Source organism: Pasteurella sp. XG20 (assembly GCF_018968665.1).
Taxonomy (GTDB): domain Bacteria; phylum Pseudomonadota; class Gammaproteobacteria; order Enterobacterales; family Pasteurellaceae; genus Pasteurella; species Pasteurella multocida.
The window spans coordinates 576,121-591,596 of record NZ_CP076656.1 but is presented as its reverse complement, the minus strand read 5'-3'; the positions used below and the strand labels follow the sequence as shown (position 1 = coordinate 591,596).

Genomic DNA, 15,476 nt, shown 5'->3' with positions numbered 1-15,476 from the left:
CCGCTAATCAGATTAAAGATAGCGACTAACATACAACACAGACCTGCATCAAAATTACTCACCATGCGCTTCGTAAAACAAAGCAGTTATCCTCTATCTTCCTCATGACTTGAAAAACACATGTGGATATCTGTCATTACATCGCATCATAAACCATGATACAAAAATAGTTAAAACAGAATACCGGCATAATTTACCTTGTTACATTCAAGATGACTACTTTAAGAAGTACAATTTATGATCTCACTCTCATTTTTTAAACATGAACTGTCAGGTTTAGACTTTTAGCATAATGACGGTATTGATTAAATCACAAGAAATAATGAGACAAATAAAAAAGTCCACCTTAACAAATAAAGGCAGACTTTCTTACAAAATAGACAATAATTATTTTTTCAATACGAGGACAACAGACTCACCCGCAACAACTTCACCAGCTTTCTTATCAATATGACTGATTTCATCCATATTAGAAATCACCACCGGAGTTAGAACAGATTTTGCTTTTGCTTCAAGAGGGGCTAAATCAAATTCAATAACAGTTTCACCGCGTTTCACCGCCTGACCTTCTTGTGCAATACGTTTAAATCCTTCACCTTTTAGCTCAACAGTATCAATACCAAAGTGGACAAATAACTCTACTCCGTCTTTGGATTCCATTGAAAACGCATGGTTAGTTTCAAAAATTTTGCCAATTACGCCATCAACAGGGGCGACCATTTTATTGCCAGTAGGACGAATCGCAATCCCATCCCCTACGATTTTCTCAGAAAAAACAACATCTGGTACATCTTCAATATTCACAATTTCACCAGAAAGCGGAGCAAAAATTTCCACTTCAACAGCTTTTTTGTCTTTTGAACCAAATAATTTGTCAAATAAACCCATTTTAGTCTCCTACTAAGTAAATGTGGTCATATTTTAACGTAAAATTTTCAGCTTGTATCTAATTTAATGCTTTTTCAGCTAAAAAATCTTCAACTAATTGTTCAATTTCTACGGCTGTTGGTTGCTGTAATGCCTTCATTGCTAAGGCTTTTGTATCTTCATAATTCACATTACGGATCAACTTCTTAATACGTGGTACAGAGATAGCACTCATACTAAATTCATCCAAGCCCATACCTAAAAGTAATACCGCGGCTTTTTCATCACCCGCAAGCTCACCACACATGCCAGTCCATTTTCCTTCTGCATGCGAAGCATCAATCACCTGTTTAATTAAACTTAAGACAGAAGGTGACATTGGATTATACAAGTGAGAAATTAATTCATTACCACGGTCAACTGCTAATGTGTATTGTGTTAAATCGTTTGTTCCAATACTAAAGAAATCCACTTCTTTGGCTAAGAATTTGGCATTCACGGCTGCTGACGGTGTTTCTACCATGACACCGATTTGAATACTTTCATCAAATGCCTTTCCTTCATTACGTAATTCTTGTTTCAAGGTTTCAATGACTGACTTCAATTCGCGAATCTCTTCCACCGAAATAATCATTGGGAACATAACCGCTAACTTACCAAAAGCAGATGCGCGTAACACGGCTCTCAATTGTGCATGTAAAATTTCACGACGGTCTAATGCGATACGAATTGCACGCCACCCTAAGAAGGGGTTCATTTCTTTTGGTAAATTTAAATAAGGAAGCTCTTTATCACCACCAATATCCATGGTACGTAAAATCACGAGGCGACCATTCATCGCTTCAACAACATCTTTGTAAGCAACAAATTGTTCTTCTTCAGTCGGTAATTGCTCACGATCCATAAATAAGAATTCGGTTCGATACAAGCCTACGCCTTCTGCCCCATTACGATCTGCCCCATCTACATCACGAATCGTACCAATATTGGCAACCACGTCGACACGATGACCATCTAAGGTTAACGCGGGTAAATCTTTTAATTTGGCTAATTCTGCTTTTTCTTCTAAGAGTTTTTGTTGTAAGCCTTTTAAGCGCGTTATTTCATCTTGTGATGGATTAACGTAAACGACGTTATTCACCGCATCTAAAATCAGGTAATCGCCAGTATTCACTTGTGAAGTGACATGATTTGTTCCAACAATCGCCGGTAGCTCTAAAGAACGAGCCATAATGGATGTGTGTGAAGTACGTCCACCGATGTCGGTAATAAAACCTAAGACTTTGTCTAAATTAAGCTGTGCTGTCTCAGAGGGCGTTAAATCATAAGCCACCAAAATCGCTTCTTCGTTGATATCACCTAAATCAACAATATGCATGCCTAAAATATTTTTAATTAAACGATTACCAATATCTCGAATATCGCCGGCACGTTCTCTTAAATATTCATCATCAATTTCAGATAACATCGTGACTTGCTGATCAATAATTTTACTTGCAGCTACACCCGCATTCACTTTATTTGTACGCAAATAATCGATAATTTCTTCTTCCAACTCCTCATCTTCCAAGATCATCAAATGACCTTCAAAAATTGCTGCTTTTTCTTCACCTAAGGTCTTCGCCGCCCGATCGCGAATGGCACTAAGCTGTTCTACTGCCGCATTTCGTCCTTGATAAAAACGTGCAATTTCCGAATCAATCTGAGATTCACTGATTTTTTGCATATCCAGTACAATTTTTTCTTCTTTAAGCACTAAGGCTTTACCAAAAACGATACCTGGTGAAGCTGGAATTCCTGAAATCATATGTAACCTTCTGAACTTTACTAAAATGTGATGATGGAAAAAAATAAACGCCATAATGTGGACTCACATTATGGCTAACAATCAATTATTCTAAGGTTGGAATAAGTGCGACTAAGTGTTCAACGGCTTTTTGCTCATCTTCGCCCTCTGCCGAAATCGTAATGACCGTACCTTGACTGAGTGCAAGTGTTTGTAATTTAAACAGACTTTTCGCACTCGCGCTTTTTCCCGCAGAAGTAACGGTAATATCAGAGGCAAAGGCTTTCGCTTCTTTCACAAATTGTGCCGCAGGACGAGTATGTAATCCATTTGGTGCAATAATTTCAACGTCTTTTGAGTACATGTTTTTTTTCCTTCTAAACAAAGAATAATTAACGTGAGAATAAGCGAGGTTATGACTTTCTAGCTTATATTGAGTACATTCCATTTATTTTTGGATAAAAAATAAATCGAGCGGTAGTATCAATCCTTGCTGTTAAATAATCAAGATGGATCCAATAAAAACTTGAGATAGATCACAAAAAAACACTCAAAAAGAGTGTTTTTTAATCCCTTGTTAACATTCAATTAACGACTAGTTTTCACTTGAGAAGTGCCGTTGTGATTTTGTTTCTTCAAGGCTAGCAATTAAGCGATGATAATTGGCAAAACGCACCGAATGAATTTTACCTTGCTCCATCGCTTCACGTAATGCACAGCCCGGATCATTCAAATGCTTACAATCGCGGAATTTACAGGTGCCTAAAAAATACTGGAATTCTCGGTAGCCACGCGTAATTTGTTCCTGCTCTAAATGCCATAAACCAAACTCACGAATCCCCGGCGAATCAATTAACTGTCCCCCTTGACGTAAATGATATAAACGTGAAGAGGTTGTGGTATGCTGACCCAAGCCTGAATTTTCGCTAATATCGCCAACTTGTGCATTGACTTCAGGCAAAATATGATTGATCAAACTTGACTTACCCACTCCCGATTGCCCGACAAAGATGGAAGTTCCTTCATCAAAAAGTGCGGTCAGTTTTTCCATATTTTCCCCACTCAGCGCAGAAATCATCAACGTTTGGTAACCTATTTGCTGGTAAATACGTAACTGCGCTTCCACTTCAGCCCTTTCCTGATCGCTCAATAAATCCACTTTATTGACCACAATCACAGCGGGGATTTGTGCATTTTCACAAATGACTAAGTAGCGATCGATAATATTTAAAGAGAGGGTCGGCAACACGGAGGAAACAATAATAATGCGATCAATATTAGCCGCGATCACTTTTAAACCATCATAATAATCGGGACGGGCAATTTCATTTTGCCGAGGTTTAATCGCTTCAATGACGCCACTTACACCTTGTAACTGTGCATTGCCTTTACGCCAAATCACACGATCCCCTACTACTAAACTGGATAACGTACGACGCAAATTGCAACGAAAAATCTCGCCTGCGGCGTCTTCAACATCTGCATGAACAGAATAACGCGTCACAACAATGCCATCTTGTGACTCCCCTAACATGTCATCTTGCCAATCAATCTCTTTTTTTTCACGACGTTGATGGCGATGTAAAGTTTTTTCGTTATTAGATTGAATGCGACGTTTTTGATTTTGCGTTAATTTACGTTTACTCAATGACTTATCCTTAAAAGTGCGGTCGTTTTTTATCAGATTTTCCGCTAGAATAGCGACAAAACAATTTACATAGGATAGCACCATGCAGTTGGATAAACAAAATCTGATTTGGATTGATTTAGAAATGACCGGCTTAGACCCTGAAAGTGAACGTATTATTGAGATTGCAACTATTGTGACCGATAAACATCTCAATATTTTGGCAGAAGGACCTGTACTTGCGATTCATCAATCAGATGAATGTTTAGCGAAAATGAACGACTGGTGTATGAAAACCCATACAGAGAACGGCTTAGTTGAACGTGTAAAAAACAGTCGTTTAACTGAACGAGCGGCAGAATTACAAACGCTAGATTTTCTAAAAAAATGGGTACCTAAAGGTGTTTCCCCCATTTGTGGGAATAGTGTTTCGCAAGATAAACGCTTTTTATTCAAATACATGCCTGAGTTAGCCGATTATTTTCACTATCGTCACCTAGATGTCAGTACGTTAAAAGAATTAGCGAGTCGTTGGAAACCTGATGTGTTAAAAGGCTTTACTAAGAAAAACACTCACCTTGCGTTAGATGACATACGTGAATCTATCGCTGAACTGGCTTACTACCGCGAACATTTTATTAATTTGAAAAATGAATAATCTGAAAAAGTGACTTTCAATCAAACGAAAAGTCACTTTTCTTTTTAAGAGCAACATAAAAAGCCTAACTGATGCACTGTTTCATTAGCCAAAGAATACCAAAACGACCGAATAATACAGCGAACTGTCGATTATCCAAGCAATCTCAATTTTTTTTCACATTTTACACTTGCACCCTAGCATTTTTTTCGTATAATGTCCGCCTGTCGCTGTTAAACAGTGAAAAATATTATGCGGGAATAGCTCAGTTGGTAGAGCACAACCTTGCCAAGGTTGGGGTCGCGAGTTCGAGCCTCGTTTCCCGCTCCAATATTTCAACAAATCAATACCATATTCTACGCGGGAATAGCTCAGTTGGTAGAGCACAACCTTGCCAAGGTTGGGGTCGCGAGTTCGAGCCTCGTTTCCCGCTCCAAATTTTCTTATCAAACCCAAAATAATCTGTTTTTCTTAACGCGCTTTTTCACCTACAAAATTTGCTTTTAGACTATGTAATCGATGAAAAGTAAGGTACAATTTTGGTTCGTTTTAACCGCCAACTTAGTGATAAAAGACATTCATGACTGACGTTTCCCGCTATTCTCAATTCATCCCAAATGAAACAGCAATGTGCCAATTTGGTCGCCATATTGTTGAAGCAATAAACAATATTTATACCAACAACGCGATTACTGTCTATCTAAACGGCGATTTAGGCGCAGGGAAAACCACTTTAAGTCGTGGTATCATTCAGGCACTAGGTCATCGAGGGAATGTAAAAAGTCCAACTTATACATTAGTTGAGGAATACCATTTACCCACAAAAACTGTCTATCATTTCGACTTATACCGTCTAAGTGATCCCGAGGAACTTGAGTTTATGGGTATTCGAGACTATTTCAATGCAAACTGTCTATGCTTAATTGAGTGGGCTGAAAAAGGACAAGGCATACTGTCGGAAGCGGATTTACTTATCAATATCCAATATGTTGATCATGCGAGAAATCTTGAATTAATCGCGAATTCTCCACAAGGTGAACAAATTATTGCACAACTTAGAAAAATCGAAATCACATAGCACAATGAAAAAATATCGTTTTATTTCACTTTTCTTTGCAACAATACTTTTTATTTCAACACCATTATTCGCAAATAATGTGTGGACCATTGCTATTGACCCTGGACATGGTGGCACCGATCCGGGTGCGATTAGTCGTCAATTAAAAATGTATGAAAAAAATGTGACACTCTCTATTGCGAGAGAGCTCAAGATGCTCCTTGATAAAGATCCACATTTCAAAGGGGTACTCACACGTACTGGTGATTATTTTATTTCGGTCCCGAAACGTTCTGAAATTGCCCGTAAACATAAAGCCAACCTTTTGATCTCGATCCATGCTGACTCAAATTTATCGCCTTTATTACGTGGCGCATCCGTTTGGGTACTTTCGAATCGTCGCGCAAACAGTGAAATGGGACAATGGTTAGAGGATCACGAAAAACGTTCCGAACTGCTCGGCGGCGCCGGCACGGTTTTGGCCTCCCACAATGAAAAGTATTTAGATCAAACCGTCTTAGATCTCCAATTTGGTCACAGTCAACGTGTTGGTTATGAACTCGGTTCTATCGTCTTAAAACGCTTTGCCAAAATTACGACCTTAAATCGAAGTACGCCACAGCATGCCAGCCTTGGCGTGTTACGCTCGCCGGATATTCCTTCTATCTTAGTTGAAACAGGCTTTCTCTCGAACGTCGATGAAGAGAAAAAACTCAGCACTTTGGCTTATCGTAAAAAAGTGGCTTATATGATTTACGAAAGCCTAGTGGAATACCGTAAAAAATCAGTTGCGAATGAGCCAAAAACCAAATCCCCAACAACAGTCGAAAGCAGTGCAACACAGACGACGCTCACAGACAGTGGACTACGTCATAAAGTCAAAGCAGGGGAAAATCTTACCGGCGTTGCACGCAAATATGGGGTGAAAGTGAATGATATCTTAGCACTCAATAAATTAAAACGACGCGAATTATGGATTGGTGAAACCTTAAAAATTCCTGCTAGCGGAAAAGCCAGTGAAAAAACCACACCAGCTACAACCAGTAAAGTGGCAGAAACAAAAACGAAAGTCGTAAGCAACACAACATCGGAATCAAAAGAGAAACTGCCGAAATACCATACCGTGAAAAAAGGGCAAACACTCTACGCGATTGCCAGAGAGTACCATATTCCACCAAATCAGCTATTAAAATTAAATCCCCATTTAAAAGATGGCAAAGTGTTAACAGGACAAAAAATTAAATTGAGAGATTGATCAGTATGGCAATTAAAGTTCTTTCTCCTCAGCTTGCTAACCAGATCGCCGCGGGCGAAGTCGTTGAACGCCCAGCTTCTGTGGTGAAAGAGTTGGTCGAAAATAGTTTAGATGCGGGCGCAACACGTATTCAAATCGATATTGAAAACGGGGGCAGTACTTTAATCCGGATCCGTGATAATGGTATTGGTATTGCAAAAGACGAGCTAAGTCTGGCACTAGCACGTCATGCTACAAGCAAAATTGCCAGTCTAGATGACCTTGATAATATTTTAAGCCTTGGCTTTCGTGGTGAAGCACTCGCCAGTATCAGCTCTGTTTCACGTTTAACACTCACCTCACGTCCAGCAACACAAAATGAAGCATGGCAAGTTTATGCTCAGGGGCGAGAGATGGAAACGACTTTACAACCGGCTTCTCATCCCGTTGGTACGACAGTTGAAGTAGCAAATTTATTTTTTAACACGCCAGCACGCCGTAAATTTCTGCGCACAGATAAAACGGAATTCGCCCATATTGATGAAGTGATTCGTCGTATCGCCTTGGCTAAAATGGCAATTTCGTTTACCCTAACTCATAATGGAAAAATCGTACGCCAGTATCGCAGTGCTCATGATCGCACGCAAAAGTTAAAACGGGTCGCGGCAATTTGTGGGGATGAATTTGTCCAGAATGCGCTCGAAATTGATTGGAAACACGATGATCTACATTTATCTGGTTGGGTTGCTCAGCCAACTTTTTCACGTACACAAAATGATCTAAGTTATTACTATATTAATGGCAGAATGGTACGAGATAAGATCATTACCCATGCGATTCGCCAAGCCTATGCAGATTTTTTAAGCCCAGAACAATATCCTGCTTTTGTCTTGTTTATTGATTTAAATCCTAACGATGTGGATGTGAATGTCCATCCAACCAAACATGAAGTGCGTTTCCACCAGCAACGTTTAGTGCATGATTTTATTTGTCAAGGAATCAGTAACGCCCTTCATTCTGAACAAGCGAGCTTATATCAAACGAACGAGGCATGTGTCTCCGCAAACTATCAGGTAGAGGAAAGCGCGCAGCATGAATATCGCCCAAGTTATAGCAAGCCGAATCGTGCAGCGGCGGGACAAAATATCTTTGACTCCTCCACCACTACGCCATCAACCGCTTTATTTCAAACGAATAAAAAAAATACGCAAAATAGACCGCACTTTTCGACTAATATCCCTGCTACGCGGATAAGTAAAACAGAACAGGCAGCTTACAGCGCCCTATTATCCAACAGTGAAATAGCGACAGTCTTACCTCAAGAGGATGGCGCGTTACTCGAGAGAAAAACCCCCTCTATTCTAAAAGCTCTCGCCTTAGTTGAAAACAAAGCCTTGTTGCTACAACAGCAACAACAATTTTATTTATTATCTTTACAGCAATTACAGCGCTTAAAAATCGAACTGAGTTTACAACGTGCCCCCGTATTGCAACAGCCGTTACTCATTCCGATTGTATTTCGATTAAATCCACAACAGCTGACTTACTGGCAACAACAAAAAGCTTTCTTTACTCAAATTGGGTTTGAATTTCATGAAAACCTCGGACAGCAACGTATTACGCTAAACCGTGTGCCAAGCTGTTTGCGTCAACAAAACTTACAGAAATGTATCATCGTGTTACTCTCACAATCTCTTGATACCTTTTCTCATTTCTTAACAACGCTTTGTGACGTGATCGAATTGGAACAAATAACGGTCTATGCCGATGCCGTTACCTTACTCACTGAAACAGAGCAATTGCTTAATCAGAAACAAGCTATCCGATTATCCGAATTATTCATCGAGCTTAATTGGCAAGCTTACTTGGAAAAAATGTAATCACATGCCTTTAACAACACCTACTGCCATTTTCTTAATGGGTCCCACTGCCTCTGGCAAAACAGACTTAGCAATTCAGTTGCGTCAGACGCTACCCGTTGAAGTTATCAGTGTCGATTCCGCTTTAATCTATCGTGGTATGGATATTGGAACTGCCAAACCGAGCGCAGAAGAACTCGCTTTAGCGCCTCATCGTTTAATTGATATTTGTGATCCTGCTGAAAGTTACTCTGCGGCTAATTTTCGACAAGATGCGCTACGGGAAATGGCCGATATCATTGCAGCTGGCAAAATTCCGCTTTTAGTCGGCGGAACGATGTTGTATTACAAAGCCTTGTTAGAAGGGCTTTCTCCGTTGCCTTCAGCAGATGAAAAAGTGCGGTCAGAAATTGAAGAAAAAGCGCAGCTGCAAGGCTGGGCAGCCCTCCACCAAGAACTGGCTAAGATCGATCCTCTCGCGGCACAACGCATTAATCCAAATGATTCGCAGCGTATTAATCGTGCGTTAGAGGTTTTCTATTTAACAGGGAAATCCCTGAGCGAACTGAGCCAGCAAAAAGGGGACAGCCTCCCCTACCAAATCCTGCAATTTGCTATTGCACCAAAAGATCGCAGTATCTTACATGATCGCATTGCGCTACGTTTCCAAAAAATGATCGAACAGGGTTTCCAACAAGAAGTTGAAAAGCTCTATCAACGTGAGGATTTACATTTGGATCTTCCTTCTATGCGCTGTGTAGGCTATCGACAAATGTGGGAATATTTGCGTGGTGATTACGATCACGACGAGATGATTTTCCGTGGTATTTGTGCCACGCGCCAGTTGGCAAAACGTCAAATTACTTGGTTACGAGGTTGGAAATATCCAATTGAATGGCTTGATAGTTTAGCAATCGAAAGTGCTAAACAAACGATTATTCATGCGGTAACGAAGATAAGTCATTCAAACAGTTAAAAAATAATTACGGTTCAGTGATGACAATAAATTAATTTATTGTTATATTGAGATTTGGAGGAAATACAGAACTCTCTGTGTTTAGCTAGTTGTATCATTTTATTTAGATTTAAAAGAAGGAAAGAAAAAATGGCAAAAGGACAATCTTTACAAGATCCTTATTTAAACGCATTACGTCGTGAACGTATCCCTGTTTCCATTTACCTCGTAAATGGGATTAAACTACAAGGTCAGATTGAATCATTTGATCAATTTGTTATTTTATTAAAAAATACGGTTAATCAAATGGTGTACAAACACGCAATTTCAACTGTTGTTCCTGCGCGCTCAGTGTCTCATCACAATAATAGCAATAATTCCAATCAACAGAATTATCAACAAGAGCAACAAACTGACAGCAACGTAGAAAAAGCAGAATAGTTTCAAGTTGAACACATTTATTGCAAGTGCGGTAGATCTTCAGAATGAATCGACCGCACTTTCTTCATTACCTTCACCACATTCTGAATCCCTTTTTGATCGTGCGATCATTGTTCATTGTTTCTTAACGCAAGATCGCAATGACGATGACTTGTTAGAATTCAAATTATTAGCCAAGTCCGCCAACGTTGACATTCTCTCTGTTATCACCAGTACTCGTCATACACCCCAAGCTAAATATTTCGTTGGGCAAGGCAAAGCGGAAGAAATCGCAGAAGCGGTGCAAAATACGCAAGCCGATGTCGTCTTAGTCAACCATGCACTCACCCCTGCACAAACACGTAATTTAGAAAGCCTTTGTCAATGTCGCGTTGTAGATCGCACTGGAGTGATTCTCGATATTTTTGCCCAAAGAGCACGTTCACATGAAGGTAAATTACAAGTTGAATTGGCGCAACTAAAACACTTATCAACTCGTCTTGTTCGCCGAAAAACAGGGCTTGATCAACAAAAAGGAGCGGTAGGACTACGTGGACCGGGTGAAACACAGTTAGAAACTGATCGTCGTTTAATTAAAGTGCGCATTTCTCAGCTTCAAAGCCGTTTGGCAAAAGTGGAAAAGCAACGCCATCAGAATCGCCAAACAAGACAAAAAGCAGATATCCCGACGATTTCCTTAGTTGGTTATACTAATGCGGGAAAATCCACCTTGTTTAATTTAATCACCCAAGCCAATGTGTACGCAGCCGATCAGCTGTTTGCGACACTCGACCCCACCCTACGCCGTCTGCAAATTCAAGATGTCGGGACCACGATTTTAGCGGATACAGTAGGCTTTATTCGCCATTTACCTCATGATTTAGTTTCTGCTTTCAAATCAACATTACAAGAAACTACGGAAGCTGCCCTTTTATTACATGTTATTGATTGTGCAGATCCGCGTAAATTAGAGAATATTCACGCAGTTGAAACTGTGTTAAAAGAAATTAATGCAGGTGATATTCCAACCTTATTGGTATATAACAAGATCGATCAAGTAGCTCATATCGAACCACATATTGAATATGATCAAGAACAGCGCCCTATCGCAGTTTACATGTCCGCACAAACAGGCATCGGACTGCCTTTATTATTGGATGCCATCAGTCTATGTTTAAAAAATGAAATTTTGGATTTAGCGCTTACTTTGCCAGTACATACGGGTAAAATACGCCATGCCTTATACCAACAGGACTGTATTCAGCATGAACAGATTAACGAACAAGGTGAATTCTTATTAGCGATTCGTATTGATAAAGTCGCATGGCTAAAATTATTGAAACAATTTCCAGAACTCGAGACTTTTATATGTTAAAAGTGGCTAAAAACAAAAAAGGACAAATTCACTTTTGTCCTTTTTTGTTTACTTATTAATACCGTATTGCCGCAACTTATTCGCGATTGCGGTATGAGAAACACCCAAACGCGCCGCTAATTTCCGTGTACTGGGATATTGCTCATAAAATTTTCGCAAGACGGTTGCCTCAAATTTACTCATAATTTCTTCTAAAGTTTGGTGACTAAACTGCTCTAACGTTACTGGCATCACGTCCTGCTCAATTAAGTTGAGTCCCGCGATACTTAATTGCCCATCCTCCACCAACGAACAGGCACGATATAATGCATTATATAATTCACGCACATTACCTGCCCACGGATAATCTTGTAAATATTGAACAAAATGTGCATCAAAGTGCGGTACTGGCATGGCTAATTCTTGACTAATTTGTTGTACAAACAGTTGCACTAAATCCGGTAAATCTTCTTGACGCTCACGTAGTGGTGGCACATTAAGCGTGAGTACATTTAAACGGTGAAATAAGTCACTTCGCATTTTTCCTTTATCCACATAATATTGTAAAGGAACTTGAGAAGTACAGATCACCCGAACATTGGCGTAATGTTCTTTTTCTTCACCAACGCGGCGGAAGGTACCGTCGTTTAAAAAACGCAATAATTTGGCTTGTAACTCGAGGGACAATTCAGCCACACTATCTAATAATACGGTTCCCCCCTCTGCGTACTCAAAAAAGCCTACATATTCTTTGTCTTGCTCACGGTGACCAAACATTTCACTTTCCGCATCTTGCGCAGGTAAACCTGCACAATTGACCGCAATAAATTTCTTATGATGACGAGGGCTCGCAAGATGGCATAGTTTAGCAATCAGATCTTTGCCTGTCCCCGTTTCACCTTGAATTAATAAGGGTGCGTCACTCATCGCAAATTTCATTGCTTGAGCAACAAGATTCTGCATTTTAGCACTCCGTGCAACAAGCCCAGCAAAAGGCGCCTCCACACTTTCATTCAAGGACATAACATTTCCTCACTCGTAAAAAATGGCTCTATGATAGCACTAAAACTGTAAAGATTAAAGAAACACTGGAAAGATAAATTTACATTTTAAACTTGCTGTTTGACTTTCGTTTTATTGGAACGAAAAAACGTACTTCTTAATTGGCCCAAGAGTTCCTGTTGTATATGATTTAAACGCGGTTTCTCACCAGCTTGAAAAGCTAAAGGGCGGCAAAATTCCATAGCTTTAATCCCTAAACGTGCTGTTAATAAGCCAACACCGATGCCTTGGGCTGCACGCGCCGACAGTTTTGCGGTCAAATCCTGTGACAACCAGTCTAAACCAATATCTTGCACAACTTCTGTCGCACCTGCAAAAGCAAGATTAAGGAGTACCATTTTTAATAAACGTAAGCGGCTCCAATAACCTAGCTCAATCCCATAAATTTGGGCAATTTGATTGACCAAACGAATATTACGCCAAGACAGAAAAAACATATCGATCACCGCTAATGGGCTGACTGCGACGATCACTGCCGCCTCTAGCGCACTTTTGCTGATCAATTTTTTAATTTGTACATCAAAGGGATGTAGCACGGTCTGACTAAATAAATGCGCCACTTCTTGCGCTGAATATGCGTCATGCAATTGGTTTTGCCATTGTATTAAACCTGGATCTTCTGAAGAGAGCTTAAGCATCTGCGCCATCTCTGTACACAATGCTTTAATCTGCTGATGTTTTTCAGCACAAAAATCTTGCCCTAAATTGACCGCACTTTCTCGCAATATTTGTTGGCTTTTTTGCTGTAATGAAAGTCTTTTTTTCAACTTGACGAGGCGTAGCCACTCTTTACCCAGTGATGAGACCCCTAATAGCAGCACCAAGCATGTCACTAATGAAAACACAAAGTAAATCCATTGGTTTTGCTGCCAAGTGTCCACTAACCATTGAATTGATTGAGCAATCACTGCAAAACAAAATAAAAGTGCGGTCAGTGCCAAACCTGTTTTCCACCAGCGAGATCGCGGTTGCACAATGTGCTCAAAAGTCTGTTCAACAAACCTATCCTCTATCACAGGCTCGTCTTTTTCAATATGCATCTCACCATGAAATTCGCGTTTAGGGGTAAAATCCACAGCCTCATTTTCCGTCTGTGCTTCAGTAAAAAGACGTTTTTCATTCATATGTATACTCTACCTCACTAAAACTTATCACCTAACAGAAACTGTAATACCGAATCCATACGTAAATGCGGTATGTTTTCGCCCGAGGCTAATAACTGCGGCTCAAATTGATCAAATTCAAATGGCTGATGTTGCCAAAAACTGGCTTGCGGTAACTTACTCGGCACAGTTCCCGGATATAAAGTCACACGCTGCCTATCTCTTGAACGCACGCCACGTAATGCTTTAAAACTTTGCCCATGTTGATTTACGGTCACTTGTTCTGTGGCTCGAATCGCTGCAATGGCGGTGTAATCAGTGGTAATACCTTCATATTCCACATAACGCCCTCCTTCTTGGACAAGTTGACGCATCAAGCTCACCAAGTTGGGCAACTGATCGCTTGTAATGTGATCTGCTTTAGTAGCAATAAACATGAGTTTATCAATACGAGGAGAAAATAAACGATTTAATAACGTCCGCTGACCATAATGAAAATTTTTAAATAACTGCTGTAATGCCTCTTGCATATCTAAAAAGGCTTGCTGACTATGATTTAACGGCGTCAAACAATCCGCTAAGATAACTTGCCGGTCAAAAGTCGAAAAATAATCACGATAAAAGGCTTTCACAATATGCTGGCGATAGTACTCATAACGTTGTGTCAACACGGCAAAATAGCTACCTTGTTTTTTCTCTTGCATTAATTTCTGCCAATCTGCGGCTGAGAGATGCAATAATGGAAAAAACTGTAATGCCGGAGCCCCCTCTAATTCACCAGGCAATACAAAACGACCCGGTTGAATAAAATGGAGCCCTTCTTGTTTACAAGCAAGTAAATAATCAGTATATGTTTTTGCCAATTGTGCCAACACATCTTCGTCTGCACTCGCACTGAGATCTAAACGATTCACCGCAGCTAACCAATCTTCTGCAAGATCCTTACGTTGGTTTTGCGTGATCCGTTGCATTTCTACTGACCACTGCTGATAGTTTAGGCTCAGCAAAGGCAAATCTAATAACCATTCTCCGGGATAATCAAAAATATCGAGATAAAGCGTACCTTTTTCTTTGATATGTCGCCATAATCCCGTATTCCGTTGATAACGAATGGCTAATCGTGTTTCACTCACTCCACGTGTAGAATGAGGCCAAACAGGTGGATCTTGCATTAATCCTTTTACATTCTGTTCATAATCAAAACGAGGAATATTTAGGTTCACTTGAGGTACCCGTTTCACGGCAATAATGGCATGATGGCGTGCGGGTTCAAACAACGGAATGTGTTGATTATCGACACGATTAATGTGCAGTAACTGATTGATAAAACTGGTAATAAATGCGGTCTTTCCACTACGGCTCAGCCCTGTCACAGCCAACCGTAAACGACGATCTAAACCACGATTAATGATTTCACTGACTTCTTTTTGTACATAATTTAACATACTACGTTTCTTTTCTTCCGGTTCGCTATATGTAAATCCAAGATAATAAAAAAACCTGAATTTTTTCTTA

14 protein-coding genes and 2 tRNA genes are annotated in these 15,476 nt (G+C 40.0%); 9 read left to right on the top strand and 7 right to left on the bottom strand.

The window, feature by feature from the left end; all coding sequences use genetic code 11:
• Positions 1 to 387: 387 nt before the first annotated feature.
• The 4 genes from crr to rsgA all read right to left on the bottom strand — a co-directional run bounded on the left by crr (position 388) and on the right by rsgA (position 4,301).
• Positions 388 to 888 (bottom strand): PTS glucose transporter subunit IIA, encoded by a 501-nt coding sequence (gene crr / locus KPF51_RS02690; protein WP_211599572.1) that lies wholly within the window; start codon positions 886 to 888, stop codon positions 388 to 390.
• A 58-nt stretch (positions 889 to 946) separates the two neighbouring features.
• Positions 947 to 2,674 carry a phosphoenolpyruvate-protein phosphotransferase PtsI gene (ptsI, locus tag KPF51_RS02685; RefSeq protein ID WP_005722763.1) on the bottom strand — a complete coding sequence of 576 codons (1,728 nt, stop codon included), beginning with the start codon at positions 2,672 to 2,674 and terminating at the stop codon, positions 947 to 949.
• Between the two features lie 85 nt (positions 2,675 to 2,759).
• On the bottom strand, positions 2,760 to 3,017 hold the full coding sequence (ptsH, locus tag KPF51_RS02680) for a phosphocarrier protein Hpr (protein ID WP_005716947.1): 258 nt from the start codon (positions 3,015 to 3,017) through the stop codon (positions 2,760 to 2,762).
• Positions 3,018 to 3,248: 231 nt separating this feature from the next.
• Positions 3,249 to 4,301 carry a small ribosomal subunit biogenesis GTPase RsgA gene (gene rsgA / locus KPF51_RS02675; protein ID WP_061406176.1) on the bottom strand — a complete coding sequence of 351 codons (1,053 nt, stop codon included), beginning with the start codon at positions 4,299 to 4,301 and terminating at the stop codon, positions 3,249 to 3,251.
• A gap of 82 nt (positions 4,302 to 4,383) precedes the next feature.
• On the opposite strand from rsgA, the gene orn reads away from it, so the two are divergent.
• The 9 genes from orn to hflX all read left to right on the top strand — a co-directional run bounded on the left by orn (position 4,384) and on the right by hflX (position 11,817).
• Positions 4,384 to 4,938: an oligoribonuclease gene (gene orn / locus KPF51_RS02670; RefSeq protein ID WP_005716958.1), complete on the top strand. Its 555-nt coding sequence runs from the start codon at positions 4,384 to 4,386 to the stop codon at positions 4,936 to 4,938.
• A gap of 233 nt (positions 4,939 to 5,171) precedes the next feature.
• A tRNA-Gly gene (locus KPF51_RS02665) sits at positions 5,172 to 5,247 on the top strand.
• A 30-nt stretch (positions 5,248 to 5,277) separates the two neighbouring features.
• Positions 5,278 to 5,353 (top strand) — tRNA-Gly (locus KPF51_RS02660).
• 144 nt (positions 5,354 to 5,497) lie between these two features.
• On the top strand, positions 5,498 to 5,995 hold the full coding sequence (gene tsaE / locus KPF51_RS02655) for a tRNA (adenosine(37)-N6)-threonylcarbamoyltransferase complex ATPase subunit type 1 TsaE (protein WP_005732087.1): 498 nt from the start codon (positions 5,498 to 5,500) through the stop codon (positions 5,993 to 5,995).
• A gap of 4 nt (positions 5,996 to 5,999) precedes the next feature.
• A complete protein-coding gene (locus tag KPF51_RS02650; protein WP_010906908.1) occupies positions 6,000 to 7,229 on the top strand; it encodes an N-acetylmuramoyl-L-alanine amidase in 1,230 nt (409 codons plus the stop codon).
• A 5-nt stretch (positions 7,230 to 7,234) separates the two neighbouring features.
• Positions 7,235 to 9,088, top strand: a complete 1,854-nt coding sequence (gene mutL / locus KPF51_RS02645; RefSeq protein WP_064972542.1) for a DNA mismatch repair endonuclease MutL — start codon at positions 7,235 to 7,237, stop codon at positions 9,086 to 9,088.
• Between the two features lie 4 nt (positions 9,089 to 9,092).
• The gene (miaA, locus tag KPF51_RS02640) at positions 9,093 to 10,043 is read left to right on the top strand and encodes a tRNA (adenosine(37)-N6)-dimethylallyltransferase MiaA (RefSeq protein WP_005722779.1); all 951 of its coding nucleotides are present in this window, start codon (positions 9,093 to 9,095) and stop codon (positions 10,041 to 10,043) included.
• Between the two features lie 129 nt (positions 10,044 to 10,172).
• The gene (hfq, locus tag KPF51_RS02635) at positions 10,173 to 10,463 is read left to right on the top strand and encodes an RNA chaperone Hfq (RefSeq protein ID WP_005716974.1); all 291 of its coding nucleotides are present in this window, start codon (positions 10,173 to 10,175) and stop codon (positions 10,461 to 10,463) included.
• Between the two features lie 7 nt (positions 10,464 to 10,470).
• Complete coding sequence (gene hflX, locus KPF51_RS02630; protein ID WP_005722780.1) at positions 10,471 to 11,817, top strand: ribosome rescue GTPase HflX; 1,347 nt, start codon at positions 10,471 to 10,473, stop codon at positions 11,815 to 11,817.
• A gap of 48 nt (positions 11,818 to 11,865) precedes the next feature.
• Here hflX and KPF51_RS02625 read toward each other — a convergent pair whose 3' ends face one another.
• From KPF51_RS02625 to KPF51_RS02615, 3 genes are all read right to left on the bottom strand, one after another.
• Positions 11,866 to 12,819, bottom strand: coding sequence for a sigma-54-dependent transcriptional regulator (locus KPF51_RS02625; RefSeq protein WP_064661079.1), 954 nt, complete (start codon positions 12,817 to 12,819; stop codon positions 11,866 to 11,868).
• A gap of 86 nt (positions 12,820 to 12,905) precedes the next feature.
• A complete protein-coding gene (locus KPF51_RS02620) occupies positions 12,906 to 13,982 on the bottom strand; it encodes a YcjF family protein (protein ID WP_005722789.1) in 1,077 nt (358 codons plus the stop codon).
• Positions 13,983 to 13,999: 17 nt separating this feature from the next.
• Positions 14,000 to 15,406 carry a YcjX family protein gene (locus tag KPF51_RS02615; RefSeq protein ID WP_014391265.1) on the bottom strand — a complete coding sequence of 469 codons (1,407 nt, stop codon included), beginning with the start codon at positions 15,404 to 15,406 and terminating at the stop codon, positions 14,000 to 14,002.
• Positions 15,407 to 15,476: the final 70 nt, after the last annotated feature.